Below are 21716 nucleotides of genomic sequence, written 5' to 3'. Positions count from 1 at the left end.
CGAATCCACAAATATTTCTGTATTTCCGTCATGCCTTTACCAGTCTGATTTACCTTCCCCACCTCCTTTGTTATTCGTGCTTTCATTCTACCTGGCACAAGCACATCTGTCAATGATGGTCAAACAAATCGGCTCATTAAAATAACATCCAGATATTCACCAGGCCCTGATTTAACATGTTTTTTTCTTATACCTTCCTCTGTAAAACCATACTTTTTATATACATGGATGGCTCGCCTGTTATTTGAAAATACCTCGAGGGAAACCTTTTCCACCCTGTTATCTTTTTCAGCCCATGCTAGCAATGTTTTTATTAATAAACCTCCAATCCCTTTATTGGTGAATGCTTCCTGGATACTCATGCCAAAACTTCCCTGGTGACAAAATTTTTTACGCGGGGATAATTCAAAATCAAGCATTCCAATGATCGTACCATTCACTTCTGCAACGATTAACAAACCTTGTTTTTTAACAAGTTTGATCCATTTCTTCTCTTCTTTGACGCTCATATTATACTCCTCAAGAGTCGTAGCAAATACATCCGGATTTTCTTTTAATACCTTTTTTGTATGCTGGATGATCTGTTCAGCATCATTTTCAACAGCTTTTCGGATCGTCACTTCAGAATTCATGATAAAACCTCCCCTATTTGTAAAACCGGCATAGAGATTTCATAAAAAAATAGACATAAGCTTCGGTAATGGCCAGGAGTTTCCCGGAAAAACCATTACACAAGGAAAAAATGTTACTCCCTGCGCTTCCTATCGTTTATGATAGAAACTAAAAAAATAAACAAGGAGAGAGCAAAAATGCATCCCAAACAGAGAGAAGCACAGTTAAGACGGCAATTGGATGAACGGATCGCTGATGAAGTGATGGGATTGATCGTGGTGAAGGAAGGATGTCCGGAGATGGTTTTCCCGGGCATGGTATTGACAACCAACATCTGGAAAAAGTTTTTTCTGAAGAATCCGGAGATGGGGCCCTCTCTTCTGGAAGAGCATCTGCTGAAAAGTTACAGTGTGTTGCCCCACTATGCCTGGAAAGTAGTCAAGCGGATGCAGAATCTGGGATTTGATTATGAAATCAAAAGTGCCGGCAAACAGGTCAGCGTGAAGTTCCAGAAAGAGGAACGAAGCGGAACGGGCGTCAGTGAATCGATGGCCAAATCGGTTTGCCTGGCAGCACTGGATGCGATAAAAGGGTATTGGGAATAGGAAAAAGGCTCACCGATGGTGGGCTTTTTCATTTCCTCCATTTTTTTATATAAAACTCATGTTGAACAACCATCATTATAAATTCAAAAATCATAGTAAATGCGAACAAAAGTATTATGCCGGTTTATCATCCATATTCATCATACAGTTGCACAGAAAAAGCTTTACATGCAATCATCGTAATACTACAGAACCCTTAAAATTTATATTGTGTATATTTATATATAATCCGGTAGATGATGTTTATACATCTTAATTGCATTTGTATTTACTTCTAAAGTAGCAATTGTTTTGGGATTAGGCTTGGTATAAATGATTGGATAATCCTTTTCGCCAAACTCTTCTTGGGGCAAGAATGCCAGAATTTCTTTATTTACAGAAAATTGGGCTTGTACACCCGGTTTGTTTCCACGAGCATCTATACGGATCCATCGGTTCAATGACCTGAGAAACACTCCATTAAGTGCATGAAGACAGTAACCTTTGTCTGGTGTATCAAATATCATCAAACGTTGATAACAAAAACCTGCAGGGATTCCCTGTAACCTTAGCAAAGCAGTCAACAGGTTAGATTTTGCATAGCAGATACCTTCTTTGTTTTTGAATACCTCAGAGGCTTTGCAAACAACTCTTGTACTTTGAATATCCCATGAATGAGAAATTTTATCCCGAACAAATTCGAAAGCAATCTTCACCTTTTCAATTTCGGACTGCTCATCATAAAACAACTCGTCAGCCTTTTGCCTGATTAAAGGATGAGAATAATCAACTACGTCCAATTCATCCAAGTAGTCTTTAATATTCACTGACTCGGGAATTACTTCCATTAATCATATCCTCCATACTACACTGAATTTTCAAATAATTATACATCCAATTTAATACATCTACAATTATGGTGTAATTGACTTAAACTATACAACCAACGATATAAAAAGGAAAACCCCAAAAGCCTCACCGCATTTTCAGTATAAGTACATTTCTTCTGCAGAGGTTCAAATATTCCTGACAAAAAAGCGTTCCCCTTAACCGCCTGACCAGATCTTAAGGAGAACGCTTCACATTCAATCTTTTGGTGTCCCAGGAGAGATTCGAACTCCCGACCGACGGCTTAGCATACCACTATAGCTTTCGCTACCAACAAACATTGTTTGTGGTCTGGACTATATCTTCACCATTTCAGGTGCGGCACGTATAGTCTCTACGGAACCTCACGATAATCATGAGCAAATTTCACATTTTGCACCTGATTATTCTTTGGAGTCTCTACCCTCAAGCTGATCAACTTGTTAAAGGTTGCAGGATCAACTTGAGCCTTCAAAACTCCTAAATCTCCCTGATCCTTTGTATGATGTTTCATAGTAGCACCTTTAAAAGAGATCGCAAGTTTCCTCGGTGTTACCATCAGCATGACCTGTTAAGGCTTCACCGATATAGTGCCGTCCACTCTACAGGTTTCTGTTTCCCTGTAGAGGCTCCTGATTGAAGGCCGCTGCTCTATCCAGCTGAGCTACTGGGACATATTCATATCAAGTTAGCGACAGAAATATTTTATAACAGTTTGCTCTCTCCGTCAACCGTTTTTTCCATTCCACCATGCACCTTTATGGGATGACCGTCAGGGATTCGATCATTTCAACTATGGCCAAGGGCACTTTGGCGTTCGCTTTCAGGCGCCGTTTCATCCCTGTTGGCCTCGAGCGAACGCTACCCCTTAAAAATCAGGCCAATCTGCTTCCAATAAGCATCCCCCATTTTTATTCTATTCTTCATATGCGAGTTCCGGAACCGGGCTTCCATCCACCTTATAGAAAGAGACCTTCAATGGCTGATTCTCTTTTTTCTCCAGGACGGCATAAGTTCGGTATTTAAATCCCCTCGGGTACGAAATGCTGCCAGGATTGATCAGTAAAATTCCCTCGTCTTTTTCGCAGATCGGTAAATGGGTATGGCCAAAACAGGCAATATCGGCTCCTGTTTCCTGCGCCCGGTACCGAATCGGCAACAGCGAATATTTCACCTGGTGACGGTGGCCATGGGTGACAAAAAAACGGAGTGAGCCCGTTTCAAAAATCTGTTCTTCCGGTACCGTTTCCCAATCACAATTGCCCCTGACCACAGTTAGGGAACCCGAGGGAAGGTTTTGCCGGCTGGTGCAAAAATCGCCACAGTGAATGACATGATCCGGCCTGACGCGTTCCACGATCTCGTTGAGTAATTTCGTTCTGCCATGAGAGTCGCTAATCACCAACACTTTCATGGATTTCCCCCCTCACTCTCGAAGTGATAGGCTTTCTTCATCTCCTCAATCAAAAGCCGGGTCGCTTTGCCACGGTGACTGATGGCAAATTTCTGTTGATTGGAGAGTTCCGCCATCGTTTTCATATGAGAAGGCAAGAAGAAAATGGGGTCATAGCCAAATCCCCGGTTTCCTTTCGGCTGGCTGATAATAACCCCTTCACATTCGCCCCGCACAATTTTCGTCTGTTCACCCGGAATCGCCAGCGCCATCGCACAAACATAGTAAGCCTTGCGCCGGGACGGCGGGAGCGGCCTAATCCGTTGCAACAGTTTGCAGTTATTTTCTTCATCCGTTGCCTTCTTTCCCGCATATCTGGCGGAATAAACACCTGGTTCGCCATTTAACGCGGGCACCACCAGGCCCGAATCATCGGAAACAACCGGGGCATTCAATCTTTGCGATATGACTTCTGCTTTTTTACGGGCGTTTCCTTCAAAGGTATCCTGATCCTCGACGATCTCGGGCATCTCCGGCAAGTCCTTCAATCCTTTTACATCAAGATGCAAATACTCACCGAACAGTTCCTGAAATTGCTTTAATTTATTTATATTTCCTGTTGCAATAATTATTTCAGGAAATGGCCATTTTTTCTTCATTTCGTTGGGTCTTTCCCTTCCCTCCTGTTTGCTCCAGCAGAATATAGAAATCGAAAATGCCCATGAACATAGACCAAGGCTCATGGGCATTTCCTTCAATTACAAGGAAGCGGTAGAAGAACTTTCATCTGCCGGTGCTCCCCCTACCAAATCGGCATCCATTCCCAAAACTTCCTTTTGCATGCCGATTAATTCCATCGTACCCTTTCTCGCCAACTCCAGCAAATGGGTCAGTTGTTCACCGGAAAAAGGTGATTCCTCGCCCGTCCCCTGAATTTCAACATATTTCCCCAGGCCCGTCATAACAATATTCATATCGACCGTCGCCGAAGAGTCCTCTTTATAACAGAGATCCAGCAATACTTGATTCCCCACGATTCCCACACTGGTCGCCGCCAGAAAATCCTTGACCGGCATTGTCGAAAGAACTCCATTTCTTACAAGAGGAGCCAACGCATCCACCAGGGCAACATACGCCCCTGTAATCGAGGCGGTACGGGTACCTCCATCAGCCTGGATCACATCACAATCAATCCAAATCGTTCTTTCTCCGATAGCCGACAGATCCACAACAGAACGAAGCGCCCGGCCAATCAGTCGTTGAATTTCCATCGTTCGCCCGCTTACTTTTCCCCGGCTGGACTCCCGGATCGTTCTTTGCTGGGTTGCTCTGGGAAGCATGGAGTATTCCGCCGTAATCCAGCCCTTCCCGGAATTTCTCAAAAATGGGGGGACACGGTCTTCCACCGTAGCGGTACAAATCACTCGCGTGTCCCCGACTGTTATGTAAACCGAACCTTCTGCCGTTTTGATAAACCCGCGTTCCATCTCCACTTTTCTCAGTTCATTGTTTGCACGTCCATCAGTTCTCAATGATGTTTCCCTCCTGTGCCAAGTTCCTTTAGTATAGCATACCCGCAAAACAAATTCAGAATCAGAAAAGAAAAAAGGAATGAAATTCTACTCATTCCTTGCAGCTGAAAACAAAAACCCTGATGCAATTTTCAGGACCGGTTTGCTCCCAGGAAGCAGTCATGCCGCTCTAGCCTTGGACCTTCAGGCAGGCTCATCAACTGATTTCGCCCAAACTTTTGATCCTTTGTCAGGATTTATTGGGATTAATGAATTTAGGTCTTGAGACCGGTTCACTCACTGTCTTTTCTCCCTCCACCGTGATATTCTGTTTTCCATTGACGATCAGCTTTACCTTTTCAGCTGACGTATTTTCGGTCAGGGAAAGTACAATCGTTTGCAGAGCATCCTCGGAAGCGGCATTTTTTCCGTATTGCAGCAGCTGTTCCCCGAAATCGGCAACCGCCAGATCCCCTTTCACCTGCACCTTGTTTACTTTGAGTGTCGTATCAAGCGCTGCACTTAATCCGGATTGCAATTGCGGCCCTTTTACCAGTTCATCAATAACCACTTCACCTACATTGTCCGAGGCATTAACCATTCGGGTAACAGGTACGTAATAAGTATGGTTATCCGGCAATTGCCCTATGAAATAAAGGGTTACCGGCATACTGCGGGTAATGTCGGTTCCCTTGGCTACCTCCAGATTGATCCCATCTTTCCTGGTCAAACCCTGTGCCGGGGTTTTTCCCTTGGGCATTGCGGAAAGCAGCTTTCCGTCGACCCAAATGTTTACCTCGTTTACGGTCGGAAAACCGGTCAAGGTCCACGTAATCGCACTTAACAGATTCTCTTCTTCTTCCTGTTTGTAATTCAAAAATTCTTTGGAAAAATCAATGGTTGCAACTCCGTCCTGAATATTCAGTGCTTTCACTTGCGTCCCCTTTGGCAGGATCGGGGTGAATCCTTTGGGAAGCATGGCCTGTCCAGGCCCATCCTTTACCATGAATTTTAATACTTCTTTGGCAATTCCTTTTGACGATGGGAGGTTCAGGGTATATGGAGCCAGATGGCCGGTATGAGTCATAAAATAAAGTTCGACTCCCAGGGTCTGTTCGGCTTCTTCTTTTTTTGCCTGATTTGCCGTCACTTCTGATGTATTCTGCTCTATATCGGCAGGCGGCGGATCAATCGGTTTTGATGCATTTTTTTCCGGCCCAAACACACAACCGCTCAACACCAGCGGAACCAGCAAAAAACAGGCTGATGCCCAAAACCATCGATTATGCATGAACAATCATCCCTCCAAGGACAAGTCATTTACTACATGTATACGAGCCCTGGAGGGATTTAGCACTAAATTTATCAATTTTTATCCGACGGTAAGCGAGCCGAGATCAATTTGCTCGACAATGACCGGATTCCCGAACAATTCTTCTGCAACTTTTGTAAAAGTTTCTGTCGAACCCGTGGTAAAGAAACGGTGTTGCGGGAAGCGCTGCTGTGACAGCAATTGCTGGTGCTGCAAAATGGTACTCAATTCAGCAGCAGTTTCTTCGGCGGAACTGATGATTGAAACAGATATTTTCATCGTTTTCCGGATTGAATCGGTCAACAGCGGATAATGGGTACATCCCAGGATCAGGGTGTCAATCGAAGTTTTCTTTAACGGAGCCAGCGCCTCACCCACGACCTTGTCCGCCATCGCCGTATGGCTCAAACCGCTTTCCACCAAAGGCACCAGTGTCGGGCAGGCCAGACTGTGTATGGCCAAACCCGGATGAATTTGCCGAAGTGCCCGTTCGTACGCTTTGCTTCGGATCGTTCCTTGTGTGCCGATAACACCAATCGTATGATTCCGGGTCGCTTTGATCGCTGCCCGGGCACCGGGTTCTATCACCCCAAGCACCGGAACGTTAATCTGTTCTCTTACCAGATCCAATGCTGCTGCTGTTGCTGTATTACAAGCGATCAAAATCGCTTTCAGAGGAAACCCCATCAAAAACTGAACGATCTCCATGGTAAATGTCTGAACTTCTTCCATACTTCTGGGACCATATGGACAACGCTTCGTATCCCCGACATAGTAGATGGTTTCCCGGGGCAATTGCCGCATGACTTCACGCGCCACGGTCAGTCCGCCAACTCCGGAATCCAGAATGCCGATCGCTTGCTCTTTCATATGCTGCGTCATGTTGAAATCCAACTCCTGTTCTTATTCGTCCAACGCATTGTAAAACCATTTTCATCCATCTTATCATATTTAGAACCGGCCTTTTTGGAACCTGTCCATACAAAAACCTCCATTCAGTCAAGAATGGAGGATAACCTCACATTTTTTTCATTTCCTCGTATAAAACAGACAGGTGTGTCTTGATTTGTTCCGTTTCTTCATATGACAAATGGGACAGGACATTTGCCAGATATTGACGACGCGCAGCCAGAACTTCATGGATAATCTGGCGCCCTTTATCAAGCAGATGAATCCGCACAACACGCCGGTCATTTTCATCTTTTACCCGCTTGACAACCCCGTTTTTTTCCATCCGGTCAATCATGTCAGTCATCGTACTGCATGCCAGAAACATCTTTTGGCTCAGTTCGCCAATGGTTAAATCTCCTTCATCCCTGAGCAGCAACAAGGCTGTTAACTGGGGAGGAGTAACGGGAAAATGGTTCAGGATTTCTCTGCCTTTTCTCTTGACAATCACACTGATTTTCCTGAGTAACCGTTCGATCTCAGCAAAGCGTTCATTGGGGATGGGCTCTTTATTCTCCATAAGCCTCTCCTTTGTCATGCATTAATCAGAAGCTTTTCAGAAAAAGTATATTAAAAAATAAGAAGCTTGACAAACGGATGGCACAAAAAAGCAGGGATTCTTCCAACTGCAAAAAGGGCAGAACATTTGATAAAATGATTTGTCGAAATCATACATACACAATCAGGGAGGTTCATAAATATGAGCGAATCATCAAGCTTTCTCCGGAAAATCAACGGGGACCTGTGGCTTGTAGAAGATGAACGGGAAAATATGAAAGTAAGCTATCGCATTAAAGAGATTATCTTTTCCCGATCCTCTCCTTTTCAGCACGTAATGATTCTCGATTCTTACGATTTTGGACGAATGCTGGTATTGGACGGAGTCGTGCAAACAACTTCATTGGATGGACACATTTATAACGAGATGATCACCCATATTCCGCTGTCAATCCATCCGGAGCCCGAACGTGTGCTGATTATCGGCGGAGGCGATTGCGGGGCCGCCAGAGAAGTTGCCAAATATGAGCAGGTAAAAGAAATAGATATGGTGGAAATCGATCAAATGGTCGTTGACGTTTGCAAGGAGCATCTGCCAGCTGTTTCGGGAAATCTTTCCGACCCGCGTGTACAATTTATTTTCAACGATGGCATTAAACATGTACAGGCGATCAGGAATCATTACGATGTCATTATCGTTGATTCATCCGATCCGGTTGGACCTGCCAAAGCGCTGTTTGAACAAAGCTTTTATAAAAATATCTACCATGCCTTGAAAGATGACGGATTAATGGTTTGCCAGAGCCAGTCTCCCCTGTTCCACCGCTCCGTCATGAAAGAAACCATCGGCCATATTCGAAATCTGTTTCCTGTTTGCAAAGTTTATACTGCAACCGTTCCCACTTACCCGGGCGGATTCTGGAGTTTCACTTTGGGATCCAGAAAGTATCGGGATCTCTGTGTCGATGATTTTCACAAGGACACGAAGTACGTCAATCAATCCATCCTGCAATCCTGTTTTGACCTGCCGGAATTCCTGAAAATTGAATAACTCACTTTTTGACCAAGGTATTGAAAAAGGAGCCAGGCACACAACCTGACTCCTTTATAACATTAGTTGACATCCTGTTTTTCCAATTGTTTCAGGAGACTCTGCCAACCGTGAAGCTGGGCCAATGTGGCAACCTCTTGCCGGATGGTTTGATGATTGCAACAGGCAAAATCGGCCAGCATTTGTTCTATATCCTGATTTTCCTGTTGTACAAGCGAACAATCCAGATATCCCAATAAATGAATAAACCATTCATAATTGCCTTGAATTGCTTCTTTTTTCAACTCTTCAATCGTATAAAGCTGTTGGAAAAAGAAACCGGATAACGAAAAAATCACATCAACAGGAACATCTGCCGGTAACTTGGCGGCTGATTTTTTCTCTTTTGACAACTGATCAAGGATGCGTTGCTTTCCCTTGACAAAAGGACATGGACAATAATGGACAAACAGATAAAAAATCCCGCGCCCGTCTTCCGTGGGGATCCGGTAAATGGAAAAAATCGAACCGGAATAGCGCGTATACCATTGTGAAACCTGTCCTCCGTCCGCACTTGCCATTACCATGCGGTCCGTATGAAGGAAAGGATTAAATGCGGCACGATTTTCCATATCGACCATTTCATTTTCATAATGACCGACTCCTATATAAAAAGGAGCCAGTTTCAAATTTTCATTTGTTAAAGGCGCCAACGGCCTCTGGCTGGTCCCCCGCCAAACCCGGGGAAAGGTATTTGATGGCAGCCGTTTTTGATTTATTTGCCAACCCGGGGATATGTAATGTTCGGAAAAACGGCAAACTTCATCCAGATCAGCTGGAATGGCCAACGTATACACAGACTGACCCTGAAATACAGCAAAAATTTGGTTTTCAACCAATGGCTGATATGCAAGCACAATCTGGCGCGCATACCCTAATTTGCTAGCTTCGGCAAAAACGATCAAGTCCGTTTCCCCATCCATGAATTGTATCAGTTCATCCAAATAAGTTGCTTCATCCAAGAAGTCAAATCCTGTTTCCCGCCACCGCTGATCCCATTTCCAACTCTGTAACCAGTCTGGTAGCTGCATAGAAAAGACCTTCCTTTTTTATGAAAATATCTTTGTTAAAGCCGACGGCAAAAACAGCCATCCCTGTCATCCGTTGAAATTTCACACAAGTATTCTATGACTGACTGTCCACCAATAATACCAGATCTTTTTATCAAAATCATCATCGAAACCATGGTTGTGCCTGAAGAGAAACACTCGCCAGGCGATGAATGCTTCTGATATTCTGGTAGCCATAAAAAACATTGTCTTTTGGCTAAAGTAAGTCACGGTTATAAAAAAGTTTAGAGAAACCGACAGTTCGCTGATTTTTCAATTATCATTCTAATCATACCAAAAAAATTGCCTGAAACGGTACCTTCACCTTGCTGTTTTCAACTCACGTACCTGCAATTGTCTGTCCTGCATAGCAATCTGCTTTGTGTAACAGGCTTTTTTTGCTGTTTTTCATTGCCTGGCCCTTCTGTTCCCTTTCTCCCCTTTTGATTTCTCATGCTTGTCAACGGCAATTCTCTCAAGTTTCTCATAAATTTTCAGAAGATGGTTTAAATCCCCATAAGACAAATGGGCAAAATAACGCCTGACAACCTCATCGCTAATTTTCCTGGCCTTTTCCAAAACTTCCTTTCCTTCCGGGGTCAATTCAATAATAATGACACGCCGGTCACTTGTATCCTGTGAACGCCTTACCCACCGACGTGCTTCAAGCCGGTCAATCATTAACGTAACGGCGCTTGGCTTCACCTCCATCATGTTGGCAATATCTGTTGCCCGGCATTTCCCTTGGGATTCGATGGTTTTCAAAATATAAAATTGCCCGCGGGTCAATCCCAGTTCCGACAAAACTCCTTCAATCTGATGACCGATTTTTCTGGTAATGGAATAGGTCAATGCCTGAATCCGCGATAATATATTTCCATGATCCATGAGTCTCCCCCACTTTCCGAAAACCTTCCATTAATTAAAGCCATTAATATTTAATCGATCTAAATATTATCATGATCAAGAAAAAATCAATCTATCTGAACCCCAAAATTCATATTTTTGTCGAAATCCATAAATTGATCCTGAGAGAAAAGTTAACCGGAAGCCTCATAAACAAGCCGGTTACTTTCCTTCAAGTCTGAAACGGAGGTAATTCCTGCCCCAAACATGGCGATTTTCATTTCCAGCATCACCAGCTCCAGCCGCTTTACCATCTTCTCGGAATCCGGATCAATAGCAGCAGGCAACAGCGAACGCACCAATCCGGCCAAATCGGCGCCCAAGGCAATCGCTTTTGCCGCATCTACTCCCGTTTTCAGGCCTCCGCTTGCAAGAATCGTTCGGGCTTTTGCCATACTTTTTGCTTCCAGAATGCACTCCGCTGTTGGAATTCCCCAATCGGTAAAAGCCTGGACCGCTTTTTTCAGCAACGGGTGACCGGTTTGATGCTTTTCCACCTGACTCCACAATATGCCTCCGGCTCCAGCTACATCAACAAACTGTACACCACAATCAAACAATATTTTCGCCAGAACACCATTGATTCCCCATCCCACTTCTTTCACGCCAACGGGTATGGACAATTGCCGGCACAATTTCTCAATTTTGCTTGACAGCCCCCTGAAATCAACATCTCCTTCCGGCTGGAAAACTTCCTGCATCGCATTGAGATACAAAACCAAAACATCCGCTTCGGCAATCTCAACCAGGCGCCGGCAGTCATCGGCACCCACTCCTTTATTTAACTGGACGGCTCCGATATTTGCAATAATCGGGATATCGGGAGCATAACGACGTACCTGAAAAGTATGCTGTATTTCCGGATGTTCCAGAACTACCCGCATGGCCAGAGCCATTGCCCAGCCACATTCCTGCGCGGCGATAGTCATTCTTTTATTAATTTCACCGGTTTCCCGGGTTCCTCCTGTCATCGAACTGACAAATAAAGGAGCCTTAAGCGACTTTTCCCAAAAAGGCAGTGGAAAGATCGATTTCCTCGAGATCCACCTCCGGCAATGCCTGGTGCACAAAGCGATATTTTTCAAATCCGGTGGTCACCTTATCGCTTGTTACATTTTCATTCAGCACGATTTGAATATGCTCATCTTTTCTTTTTTGCGTGTTGCCAGGTTGTTTCATAAATCCTGTCCTTTCTGCTGAAATTCATCCAAAATCTGACTATAGTTTAACGCAAAACATCCTTTCTTCATGCAATAAGCCAAATACAAAAAAGGACCGCAAATTTTTTCTGTTGCGGTCACCTTCTGTTACAAGTCCCTGTGAAATGATCCCATGACATCGAGCGTCTCCATAATGTTGACAAAAGCTCCCGGATCACTTTCCCGAATGATTTTTTTCACCTCAGACAATTGATAACGGGAAATAATCATGAACAGAACTTTCCTCTTCTCTTTCGTATAAGCTCCTTCTCCATCAACAATGGTAATGCCCCGAACCAGCCTGGAAATCAGGTTCCGCTTAACTTCCTCACCTTTATTGGTAATAATCATGACCGTTAACTTCAAATGACTGGTATGAATCATATCAATAACTTTCCCTGTCACATAGATGGACAACATCGTATACAAAGCAATATCCCATGTAAACAGGAAGCCTGAAATAAGGATAATAATGGCATTCAGGGTAAAAGTGAGTGTCCCCAGCGGAGTTTCTTTTTTTCTTGCCAGCAAAAAGATAATGATGTCCAGACCGCCAGTCGACCCGGAAAAACGAAAGATCAGTCCAATTCCGATTCCGGCCAATACCCCGCCAAAGACCGCAGACAGGATCGGATCAGTAGAAAGTGGCTTAACCGGTAAATACAATAAGGCACCGGATATGACCACAACCGATAAAATCGTATTCATCATGAACTTTTTCCCCAGCTTCACAAACCCCAGAACAAGCAGGGGAATATTCAATGCAAAATTGATATAACCGGTATTGATAGGAGTCAACAGACTGATAATCATGCCAATCCCTGCAACTCCGCTGCTCAGTACCTTATGAGGCAATAAAAATGAATTCCAGGAAAACGCAATGAGAATAGAGGAAAAAATAATGACCAATAACCGAATAAACATAACACCACTTCTTCTTTCTATTTATCCAGCAAAATCATATACCTCATACAATATGAATCAATACAGTCTACAAATCAATAGTTTTTTTAGAAAAAAAGAGATTGGTCAGAAGGGAAGTGATATCCAAATTTTGCCTGGCAGGTGGATTTGCCGGATCTGCCATATCGATGAAGTTTGGACTTGTCAAAGAGAACATAGCTGTTTTCCTGTTAAAATTGTTATAATCAACGTTAAAAAACCCTTCCAATAAGTGCGGAAGGGTTCATGGCATTCCACAATTACAAAATCTCTTGCGGATTCATGGTATAAATTTTCACTTTTTTCCCCGGCTCATAACAGGCCAGCAACAATTGATTCCGGAAGATAATCTCCCCGCTCTCCAGATAACGTTTCAAATCAAATGGCAATTGTTCAATCACTGCATGCTTGAACAGTTGTCGCTCACTGAAAGCCTGCTCCCTGAAATCCCCGGATACCCGTTCGGGAGACTGAAGGGCTTCTCGCAAATAAGCGGATTGTTCTTTCTTGTCGAGTGTCCAGTCCCACCAGACTTTGCGCGGCCGATGCTGATGATTCAGGTAATAGTCATATTTCATGAGGCCCAGGATCACAGGCAATTGCCTTGTATGACGGCTTTTCAGGAAAGAAAGGAGACAGACAAACAAATCTTCCAGCTGGTGTCCGATTCTCTGCCAGCCCTGCTGTTCCCAATAGTCACCAAACTCCTGGAAGAAATCAAATGCTGACGGAAATTCATGCTGAATCAAAAACCGGATGGTATGGTCCATTCGATGGGCGTTCCAATATTTCTCCAGCACATCTTCCACCCGTTTGATGCGGACAATATCTTCAAAAGAAAGAAACCTGTTCCCCAGAACTTCATAGGGAGCCTGTTCCATATAAACATAATCGTATTGGTCTGCCTGCTCGCGCAATCCGGTTCCACGAAGCATTTTCAGGAATCCCAACTGCATTTCTTCCGGTTCAAGGGCAAACACGTCATTAAATGTTATCCTGAATCGTTCGTAATCTTCAAAAGGAAGGCCTGCGATCAAATCAAGGTGTTGGGCAATCCTGCCGCTTTCCTTGATCCTGGTGACCGTTTGCGCCAGCCTGGCAAAGTTTTGTCTTCGTTTTACCGCTTTATTCGTCACATCGTTTGTTGATTGAACCCCAATTTCAAAGCGGAAAATCCCGGGGGGCGAATTTTTCGTCAAGAAGTCCAATACTTCCGGACGCATAATATCAGCGGTGATTTCGAACTGGAAAACACACCCCTGATGATGGTCAATCAGGAACTGAAATATTTCCAGCGCATAATCCCGATTAATATTGAAAGTCCGATCCAGAAACTTTATGATCCTGGCTCCATTCTCAATCAGGTACAGCAGATCCTCTTTGACTCGCTCAATATCAAAAAACCGGACGCCCACCTCTGTACTCGACAGGCAAAACTGGCAGGTAAACGGACAACCCCGGCTTGTCTCAAAATACACCACACGATTGGCCAGATGGGGCAAATCCTCCTTAAAACGGTATGGTGAAGAAATCTCATCCAGATTGAGTTGTGGCCGTGGAGGATTGATGACGATCTCTTCTCCGTTGCGATAAGCCAAACCCAATACCTGATCGTATTGCTGGCGAAACACCATTTCCGAAAGCAGCTGATGAAAAGTCTGCTCCCCTTCCCCGTAAACAATAAAGTCAACTTGCGGAATCCGTTCCATCCAGTATTTTGTATCGTGGGAAACCTCCGGTCCACCCAAAACAATTTTTACTTCAGGCAGTACCTTTTTTAACATGTCAATCACCAGGATGATTTTCTCAATATTCCATATGTAGCAGGAAAATCCAATCACATCCGGCCGGCGGGAAAACAAATCGGATACAATTGTCATCGCCGGATCTTTTATGGTATATTCAGCCATTTCCACAGCAAAATCACGATTGCAATAGGCCTTTAATAAACGCAATGACAAAGCAGTGTGTATAAATTTTGCATTTAAGGTGGATAAAACAACTTTCATCCTCTCAACCTCTTTTGTTTCAACATTTTTCCAGACACGTTATCCATTCTTCCCGGTTCTGCACAGGTTAACAGACTGTTTCATTGCTATTGCCAAAGTCTGCATGTCCAGCATACGGTCGAATAGGCACAGCGTCAATCCCCCGTTTTTTATGACCCGTCCGCCGGAAATCGCCGGCAAATTAACGAACAATTACAACGAAAATAAAATAAAACATTCGTTTTTTAGTCGATTTCTCTTTTCTTTTTGTATGGATTTTGTTAAAATCTGATCATAAATCGATTAAGTGCCAACACTCGTATAATTGCAGAAATATGGTCTGCGAGTCTCTTACCAGGTTACCGTAAATAACCTGACTACGAGTGAAAGGGGAAAGAACCCTTTCTTTTCCGGAACCTGCCAGAAAGCTCATCAGACAGGTCTTTCACTCATGCCGTCGTTTTGTGAAAGATTTTTCTGATGAGCTTTTGCTTTTTAATTCTTTTCTCCAGGGGGCGTCCATAATGCTCAACCGTTATCATCGATTGAAAATTGCTTTACTCGGATTTCAACATGTACTCGCCATGTATACCGGCGCTGTCGCAGTTCCGCTCGTCATCGGAAACGCCTTAAAGCTGACTCCCATGCAGATCGCCTATTTGATCGCCATCGATCTGGTTACATCCGGAGTAGCCACGTTGCTGCAAATTTTTCGCAACCGTTTTTCCGGCATTGGACTGCCGGTTGTTCTTGGTTGTACTTTTACCGCTGTCGGCCCGATCATCGCGATTGGTTCGCAGTTCGGAATGGCCGCCGTATATGGAGCCATTATCGTCTCGGGGATTATCCTGCTGTTTTTCTCAGGCATCCTCGGCAAGCTTGTTCAATCGCTTCCGCCCGTTGTAATCGGAACAGTAGTAACCATCATCGGACTGACATTAATTCCGGTAGCGATCAACAATATCGCCGGCGGAGAGGGTTCACCCGATTTCGGGGCGCCATCCAATCTGTTACTCGGTTTTGGCGTACTGATCCTGATTTTGATCCTGTATCGCCTGTTTGATGGTTTTACCCGTTCCATTTCTGTGTTGATCGGATTGATCGCCGGTACCATCATTGCCTGTTTTATGGACAAGGTAGACCTGAGTACGGTAAGACAGGCTTCATGGTTTCATATGCCGCGGCCATTCTTTTTTCAAACACCTGCTTTTGAAGCGAGTGCCATTTTCATGATGGTATTGGTCAGTTTAATCAGCATGATTGAATCGACCGGCGTTTTTCTGGCACTCGGCAAAATCTGCAACCAGCCGCTGAAGTCTCAGGATTTGACCCGAGGATACCGGGCGGAAGGAATCGCCACCATCATTGGAGGAATTTTTAACGCTTTTCCTTATACAACCTTTTCACAAAATGTGGGCCTGGTGCAACTGTCCCAGGTGAAATCACGCCATGTCGTCGCGGTTGCCGGATTTATCCTGATTTTGCTTGGGCTGGTCCCGAAAATCGCAGCTATTACCACTATCATCCCGCCTGCTGTTCTGGGCGGAGCCATGATTGCCATGTTTGGCATGGTGATTGCATCCGGAATTCACATCCTGAGTGATATTGATTTCAACAGCAATGAAAACCTGCTGATCATCGCCTGCTCAATCGGGATGGGACTGGGTGTTACGGCTGTCCCCGATCTTTTCAGGGCTTTGCCGGAAAATCTGCAACTGTTAACCAACAGCGGAATCGTAACAGGAAGTGTAACTGCGGTGGCCATGCATCTGTTATTCCGCTTGCTTCGCGGTGTCAAAAAGAAATCCCCATCCATCCAGCAAAGTTCCTGACAAACCTTCTAAAAAATACTCCTCCCACAATTTGCAGTGGGAGGACTTTTTTAATCCAGAGACAGAGGTTGTTCAGACAAAACCACTCCGTCTTCATCCACATACGCATACCAACCCGGTTTAAAGTGGACTCCGGCAAAAGAGACGGTCGTATCCCGCTCGCCTTTTCCTTCTTTACGGCTTTTTAACGGATTTGTCCCCAAGGCCAGCACTCCGATATCCATTTGATCAATTTCTGCGGAATCACGAATACATCCATTGATAATAACTCCGGCCAGTTTTTGCCTGACGGCAATGGCAGCCAGCCGGTCTCCCATCAGTGCGCACCGTTTTGATCCGCCCCCGTCGACAACCAGTACGGAACCGGCGGGAATTGTATTCAAGGCTTCCTTGACCAATACATTATCTTCAAAAACTTTCACCGTTCTGATCGGCCCGGAAAAGCTTTTTTTCTTGCCAAAAGATTTGAAAACATCTTCACATACACTTAACCGGCTTGCATAGTGGTCACACAGGTCTGCAGTTTTCATCAGTCATTCATCCTTTCAGATTAAATACAAATTTCAAAAAAGACAGGACACCAAAAATCACAAACCGGAAGACCGACCGGCGGAACCAGCGTTTCTGTGACGTTACAGGGCTGGTCCTTTCCCGCCGGTTTTGCTTCGGTTTTTATCCGGTTAAAAACCTCCTGAACCTGAAAACCTATAATTTCTGAATGCGTCCCAAAGATGACAGATCTTCTTCAGAAAGCCTGTACAATTGATCCAGAAACAGGATTTGAAAATGGCCCGGACCTTTTTCGCCGGTTTTCCTGGCGGCCAGTTCAGCTGCAACCCCATAGCTTGCCACTCCGGAAACAGCGGCCAGCAAATGATTCTCTTCAACTGCCACAAACGCTCCCAGAACAGATGACAGCAAACAACCGGTTCCGGTCACTTTCGTCAGCATGGGGTGACCATTTTGCACCATATAATGTGTAACACCATCTGTCAGGATATCTTCCTTTCCGGTCATGGCCACAATCGTCCGGTATTGCCGGGCACAGGTTGCGGCCGTTTCCACAAGATTCCCCGCTTCTTGTTCCAGAGCGTCTACCCCTCTGGTCATACCGGTTTTCCCAATCAACCCGGCAATCTCCCCGGCATTTCCGCGGATCACGGAAACTTTCACTTCTGACAGGATTTTCCTGGCCATTTCCAGCCGGAAAGCAGTGCTCCCCACACCAACCGGATCAAAAATAACGGGCACTCCCTGCTGATTGGCCGACTTTCCGGCAATAATCATCGCATCTACCACAGTATGATCCAGAGTACCGATATTCAATACAACGGCACGGGCCAGCCTGGCCATATCCGCTACTTCTTCCCTGGCGTAGGCCATCACGGGGGAGGCTCCCAGGGCAAGCAAACCATTGGCTGTAAAGGAGGTGACAACGACATTGGTGATATTGTGAACAAGAGGTTGTTCGTTTCTTACTCGAGGCAAAAGTTTGTACCAATCCTGATTCATTCAATCTCAATCCTTTCCTGTCGAAACCAGATCGATGAAACCATTTTCCCTCTTTGTTTCACTATAACCTTTTACGGGAACTCGCGCCACCATACCCCCGCCCATTCCAATTATCCAACCCCATCTTTTCCAGTTTTTCCGTGGCAACCTCAAGCATTGCTGAAGATTGATCAAGTGCAATAACAAAATGGGCCTCAAGTGCCAGCTGGCAGGCAAGTCTCCCCGTACCCGCCCTCAGGTCAATCACATCCAACCCCCGCCACGGTCTGATTTTTCCCAACATGGAGACAACATCCGGTTGTTTCGAAACAAGCAGGTCATACATTTCTGCTTTTTCTTTGTAAAGGCATTCACAAACCTCCGTATTTTAATTCAAAAAAATCCAGAATAAAAATATTAACAGTGCAACTCTCCAGCCATGCTAAAACTCCACCAAAGAAAAATTTTCCCATTTTGCCTTGAAAAAGGTGTCAAATTTATCATTTTTGACATAATTACAATATTTGAAATGCTTTATTTATGTTAATATTATACACATATGATTTCAAGGTAAAGGAGCAATCATTTATGCGAAATTTTTGGAAACTGTTTTCTGTGGCCATACTTTCCGGTCTTCTACTTATCAGCGGATGCAGCAGTGACGGGACAAAAAATCCTGAAGCCGACAAAGCGGCTCCCGAATTGACTCCAACCGAAGTGATTGACAAATCGATCCAGACCATGGATCAGATCGGTTATACATATGATTTAAAGTCAAACCAGAATATTACAACGTCCAGCGGTGACTTGTCACAAACTCTCAAAACAGAGATCAAATCTACCGTCAATATAACGTCAAATCCGATCGCATTTCATGTAAAAGGTTCTGTTGAGTCCAACGGGATGCAGTTGCCAATCGAAATGTACCTGGTGGAAAACACTTTTTACAACAAAGTTCCCGATGCAGGCTGGGCAAAAGCAACGATGGACACATCTGCTTTTGAAGCATCACAAGATCCGACCGCTGCGTTAAAACAACTTGAACAATTGATTCAAAAAATGGGTGGAAACGTACTGCCGGAAGGAATTACTCTAAACAAGGCTTCCGGTGCTTACGTACTGGAAATGAACCTGACCGCTCTCAATAACGATCCTTCTTTTCAGGATATGCTGAAGGAACAGTTAAAATCAAGTTTCCAAAGCTCCAGCGGGATAAACCTGGGAAGTTTGGACCAGATGAAAATCGAAAACTTTAACCAGAAAATCTGGATTGATGAAAAAACCTTTAAACAAACCAGAATCGCACAAGATATGAAAATATCATTCCCTGTTGAAGGATCGACTTTAACTATCGACCAGCATCTTGAAATGAACCTGAAAGGGGAATATACAGAAACCATTCAGGTACCCGAAGAAGTAAAAAACAGCGCCCAGAGAATATAAGAAGCATTCGCATTTGAAACTGACCGCTATGCGGTTGGTTTTTTTATACACGGCAAATCACACAAACATCCAGTCATGAATCAGGTTCACTTCCTCATCATTGACAGGACGGTCAATCATGTACAGGATATCATAACCCATCACTATCCCCATCATCATATTGGTGATGACCTGGGCATCCACATCCGTCCGGATTTGCCCTGTCTCCTGACCTTTTTCTACAACATGGTTCAAGAGAGATGACCACTGTTCCGCATTGGATTTCAGCCATGTTTGCACAACCTCATTTTTTCGGGAGTGGATCAGTAAATGATAAAAAGCCGATGTCCAGGTCAAACGGTTCTCTCCAAGACTCGAATAAACTTCCTTTGTTATTTTTTCCAGAAGTGGCCGAACCTGACAAGGTTCCCTGGACAATTCCTCCAGAATTTCATCGGCCAATTGGTTATATCCGCGGTCCAAACGGGTTTCCATGATTTCATACAGCAACTCTTCCTTGCTGTTGAAATGAACATAAAAAGACCCTTTTGTCCTCCCGATACTTTTCATAATATCATCAATGCTTAACGCATCAAATCCCCGATGTGCCATCAGTTTGAACGCCGCATCAACAATTCTTTTTTTCGTTTCAATTCCTGTAGCATATTTCATGAAAGACTCCTCTTTTCTCTAATTTAAAATTCTTAACTATTAATCAAATCATACCAATCATACAGGTTTGTATCAATTCCATTCAGGCAATTGCCCCAAACTTGTCCCGAATACTTGGCAAAATTTCACAAAATGTAAAGTGCGTTTTATTTAGTCAATCCAGGGAATAATATTAAAACATTTTCGCTTGCTCCTCTGAATTCATTTCGTTTTCATGAAGAAAGGAAATGATGAACATGGGACTTTTATCTCAGGATGTTACGTTCCTGAATTTTGATGGTGCTTACAAGACACAACCCAGGCTTTCGCATTTTGCCAAAGACTGGATCGAACTAAGTGACATTCCTGAATCAAACCTGTTTTGCACACACCGGGCCCTGAAAAAAATCAGTGAGCGGATTTCAAAGCAGGCGGGGCACGGCATTACATTTATTGGAAATGGCAACTATCACTATGTTACTTGCCTGTTTCTCAGCAAAATCGATCGCCCCTTTACTCTGATCCTGTTTGATAACCATACAGATACAAAACTTTCTGATTCAGAGCAAGGTCTGTTATCTTGCGGTTCGTGGGTGGCACGATCCCTGGCAAACTTGCCCAATCTCCAACGGGCATTGATCATTGGTGTTTGCTCCGAATTTCAAGATTATTCTCCTGATTTGAAAGATAAGATCATTCTCTGGCCGGAAACTGGCCATTGGGAAAACCTTGACTCAGCCATTCCCACCAGGAATATTTATATCAGTATTGACAAAGATGTATTAGACCGTGCTTATGCGGTTACCAACTGGGATCAGGGAAAAATGAAATTGCAGGATCTGCTGTCCGCTCTCAAGAAATTGATGCGGCAAAAAAACATTCTCGGGATGGATGTTTGTGGTGAACTTCCCGTTTCTCCAGTGGAAGTCTGGCGCTATGCCAATGAACTGCGTTTAAATGAACAAACCAATCTGGCCATCCTGCAATCCGTTTTTTCCGGCTCATCTTCTTAAATCAAGTCCCTTAAGGAAACAAAAAAGCAAGCACCCGGACCACAAGTCCAGGTGCTTTTTCATTGATTTTGCACATAATTATTTCACAACAGACTCGACCAGTCTTACCACATTGTCCACGGTAAACCCGAACTCTTTCATGACAGTATTCCCCGGTGCCGATGCGCCAAAGACATCGATCCCCAGGATTTTTCCGGCATCGCCCGTATACCGTTCCCAGCCCAGGGGGGAACCCGTTTCTACCGCCACACGGGCTTTCACCTGCGGAGGAAGCACTTCCCGCTTGTATGTTTCCGGCTGTGCTTCAAACCGATCCCAGGATGGCATGCTGACCACGCGGACATCAATGCCTTTTTCTTTTAACACCTTTTGCGCTTCCATCGCCAGAGAAACTTCCGAACCCGTTGC

At 44.4% G+C, this 21716-nt stretch carries 24 protein-coding genes, 1 pseudogene and 1 riboswitch; of the genes and pseudogenes, 5 read left to right on the top strand and 20 right to left on the bottom strand.

Features of this window, described 5'->3' with window-relative positions:
- Positions 1 to 119: 119 nt before the first annotated feature.
- Positions 120 to 632 carry a GNAT family N-acetyltransferase gene (locus H2C83_RS10305; protein ID WP_181740406.1) on the bottom strand — a complete coding sequence of 171 codons (513 nt, stop codon included), beginning with the start codon at positions 630 to 632 and terminating at the stop codon, positions 120 to 122.
- A 177-nt stretch (positions 633 to 809) separates the two neighbouring features.
- On the opposite strand from H2C83_RS10305, the gene H2C83_RS10300 reads away from it, so the two are divergent.
- Positions 810 to 1217, top strand: coding sequence for a BC1872 family protein (locus H2C83_RS10300; protein ID WP_181740404.1), 408 nt, complete (start codon positions 810 to 812; stop codon positions 1215 to 1217).
- 218 nt (positions 1218 to 1435) lie between these two features.
- Here the strand turns inward: H2C83_RS10300 and H2C83_RS10295 are convergent, their stop codons facing one another.
- The 8 genes from H2C83_RS10295 to H2C83_RS10260 form a co-directional block, all read right to left on the bottom strand.
- Complete coding sequence (locus H2C83_RS10295; RefSeq protein ID WP_181740402.1) at positions 1436 to 2044, bottom strand: transglutaminase-like domain-containing protein; 609 nt, start codon at positions 2042 to 2044, stop codon at positions 1436 to 1438.
- 374 nt (positions 2045 to 2418) lie between these two features.
- Positions 2419 to 2628 (bottom strand): hypothetical protein, encoded by a 210-nt coding sequence (locus H2C83_RS10290; RefSeq protein WP_181740584.1) that lies wholly within the window; start codon positions 2626 to 2628, stop codon positions 2419 to 2421.
- Between the two features lie 351 nt (positions 2629 to 2979).
- Complete coding sequence (locus H2C83_RS10285) at positions 2980 to 3477, bottom strand: metallophosphoesterase (protein ID WP_181740401.1); 498 nt, start codon at positions 3475 to 3477, stop codon at positions 2980 to 2982.
- Positions 3474 to 4115, bottom strand: coding sequence for an XTP/dITP diphosphatase (locus H2C83_RS10280; RefSeq protein WP_181740399.1), 642 nt, complete (start codon positions 4113 to 4115; stop codon positions 3474 to 3476). The genes H2C83_RS10285 and H2C83_RS10280 overlap by 4 nt, the downstream gene beginning before the upstream one ends.
- A gap of 99 nt (positions 4116 to 4214) precedes the next feature.
- Positions 4215 to 4988 carry a ribonuclease PH gene (gene rph / locus H2C83_RS10275; protein WP_181740397.1) on the bottom strand — a complete coding sequence of 258 codons (774 nt, stop codon included), beginning with the start codon at positions 4986 to 4988 and terminating at the stop codon, positions 4215 to 4217.
- 229 nt (positions 4989 to 5217) lie between these two features.
- The gene (locus H2C83_RS10270; protein WP_181740395.1) at positions 5218 to 6258 is read right to left on the bottom strand and encodes a GerMN domain-containing protein; all 1041 of its coding nucleotides are present in this window, start codon (positions 6256 to 6258) and stop codon (positions 5218 to 5220) included.
- Between the two features lie 81 nt (positions 6259 to 6339).
- A complete protein-coding gene (gene racE, locus H2C83_RS10265; RefSeq protein WP_281364139.1) occupies positions 6340 to 7161 on the bottom strand; it encodes a glutamate racemase in 822 nt (273 codons plus the stop codon).
- A 136-nt stretch (positions 7162 to 7297) separates the two neighbouring features.
- Positions 7298 to 7747 (bottom strand): MarR family winged helix-turn-helix transcriptional regulator, encoded by a 450-nt coding sequence (locus H2C83_RS10260; RefSeq protein WP_181740393.1) that lies wholly within the window; start codon positions 7745 to 7747, stop codon positions 7298 to 7300.
- Positions 7748 to 7927: 180 nt separating this feature from the next.
- On the opposite strand from H2C83_RS10260, the gene speE reads away from it, so the two are divergent.
- Entirely contained in the window at positions 7928 to 8776 is an 849-nt protein-coding gene (speE, locus tag H2C83_RS10255; RefSeq protein ID WP_181740391.1) for a polyamine aminopropyltransferase, read from the top strand.
- A 62-nt stretch (positions 8777 to 8838) separates the two neighbouring features.
- On the opposite strand, the gene H2C83_RS10250 is transcribed toward speE, so the two are convergent.
- From H2C83_RS10250 to H2C83_RS10225, 6 genes and pseudogenes are all read right to left on the bottom strand, one after another.
- A complete protein-coding gene (locus H2C83_RS10250) occupies positions 8839 to 9777 on the bottom strand; it encodes a hypothetical protein (RefSeq protein WP_181740389.1) in 939 nt (312 codons plus the stop codon).
- Positions 9778 to 9781: 4 nt separating this feature from the next.
- Positions 9782 to 9931, bottom strand: a complete 150-nt coding sequence (locus H2C83_RS10245) for a hypothetical protein (protein ID WP_181740388.1) — start codon at positions 9929 to 9931, stop codon at positions 9782 to 9784.
- A 341-nt stretch (positions 9932 to 10272) separates the two neighbouring features.
- The gene (locus H2C83_RS10240) at positions 10273 to 10752 is read right to left on the bottom strand and encodes a MarR family winged helix-turn-helix transcriptional regulator (RefSeq protein ID WP_181740386.1); all 480 of its coding nucleotides are present in this window, start codon (positions 10750 to 10752) and stop codon (positions 10273 to 10275) included.
- Positions 10753 to 10904: 152 nt separating this feature from the next.
- A pseudogene (gene fni / locus H2C83_RS10235) lies at positions 10905 to 11949 on the bottom strand (type 2 isopentenyl-diphosphate Delta-isomerase).
- 128 nt (positions 11950 to 12077) lie between these two features.
- On the bottom strand, positions 12078 to 12893 hold the full coding sequence (locus H2C83_RS10230; protein ID WP_181740384.1) for a YitT family protein: 816 nt from the start codon (positions 12891 to 12893) through the stop codon (positions 12078 to 12080).
- 278 nt (positions 12894 to 13171) lie between these two features.
- Positions 13172 to 14920, bottom strand: a complete 1749-nt coding sequence (locus H2C83_RS10225) for a B12-binding domain-containing radical SAM protein (RefSeq protein WP_181740382.1) — start codon at positions 14918 to 14920, stop codon at positions 13172 to 13174.
- A gap of 276 nt (positions 14921 to 15196) precedes the next feature.
- A riboswitch (purine riboswitch) is annotated at positions 15197 to 15299 on the top strand.
- Positions 15300 to 15423: 124 nt separating this feature from the next.
- On the opposite strand from H2C83_RS10225, the gene H2C83_RS10220 reads away from it, so the two are divergent.
- Positions 15424 to 16731, top strand: coding sequence for a nucleobase:cation symporter-2 family protein (locus H2C83_RS10220; protein ID WP_181740380.1), 1308 nt, complete (start codon positions 15424 to 15426; stop codon positions 16729 to 16731).
- Between the two features lie 50 nt (positions 16732 to 16781).
- Here H2C83_RS10220 and rraA read toward each other — a convergent pair whose 3' ends face one another.
- The 3 genes from rraA to H2C83_RS10205 form a co-directional block, all read right to left on the bottom strand.
- Positions 16782 to 17261 carry a ribonuclease E activity regulator RraA gene (gene rraA, locus H2C83_RS10215; protein ID WP_181740378.1) on the bottom strand — a complete coding sequence of 160 codons (480 nt, stop codon included), beginning with the start codon at positions 17259 to 17261 and terminating at the stop codon, positions 16782 to 16784.
- A gap of 175 nt (positions 17262 to 17436) precedes the next feature.
- Complete coding sequence (gene thiM / locus H2C83_RS10210) at positions 17437 to 18243, bottom strand: hydroxyethylthiazole kinase (protein ID WP_181740376.1); 807 nt, start codon at positions 18241 to 18243, stop codon at positions 17437 to 17439.
- A 61-nt stretch (positions 18244 to 18304) separates the two neighbouring features.
- Positions 18305 to 18568 carry a class I SAM-dependent methyltransferase gene (locus H2C83_RS10205; RefSeq protein WP_181740374.1) on the bottom strand — a complete coding sequence of 88 codons (264 nt, stop codon included), beginning with the start codon at positions 18566 to 18568 and terminating at the stop codon, positions 18305 to 18307.
- Between the two features lie 242 nt (positions 18569 to 18810).
- Here H2C83_RS10205 and H2C83_RS10200 point away from each other — a divergent pair, with 242 nt between their 5' ends.
- Complete coding sequence (locus H2C83_RS10200) at positions 18811 to 19665, top strand: DUF6612 family protein (RefSeq protein ID WP_181740372.1); 855 nt, start codon at positions 18811 to 18813, stop codon at positions 19663 to 19665.
- Between the two features lie 57 nt (positions 19666 to 19722).
- On the opposite strand, the gene H2C83_RS10195 is transcribed toward H2C83_RS10200, so the two are convergent.
- The gene (locus H2C83_RS10195; RefSeq protein ID WP_181740370.1) at positions 19723 to 20316 is read right to left on the bottom strand and encodes a TetR/AcrR family transcriptional regulator; all 594 of its coding nucleotides are present in this window, start codon (positions 20314 to 20316) and stop codon (positions 19723 to 19725) included.
- A 236-nt stretch (positions 20317 to 20552) separates the two neighbouring features.
- Between H2C83_RS10195 and H2C83_RS10190 the strand changes: the two genes are divergently transcribed.
- Positions 20553 to 21308 (top strand): arginase family protein, encoded by a 756-nt coding sequence (locus H2C83_RS10190; protein ID WP_181740368.1) that lies wholly within the window; start codon positions 20553 to 20555, stop codon positions 21306 to 21308.
- A gap of 78 nt (positions 21309 to 21386) precedes the next feature.
- Here H2C83_RS10190 and H2C83_RS10185 read toward each other — a convergent pair.
- A partial coding sequence (locus H2C83_RS10185; RefSeq protein WP_281364138.1) for a transketolase-like TK C-terminal-containing protein occupies positions 21387 to 21716 on the bottom strand: 330 nt, incomplete at its 5' end.

Origin of the sequence: Thermoactinomyces mirandus (assembly GCF_013868055.1) — a bacterium.
Classification (GTDB): domain Bacteria; phylum Bacillota; class Bacilli; order Thermoactinomycetales; family Thermoactinomycetaceae; genus Thermoactinomyces; species Thermoactinomyces mirandus.
The sequence above is the reverse complement of the archived record's forward strand: the minus strand, read 5'-3'. Positions and strand labels throughout refer to the sequence as shown.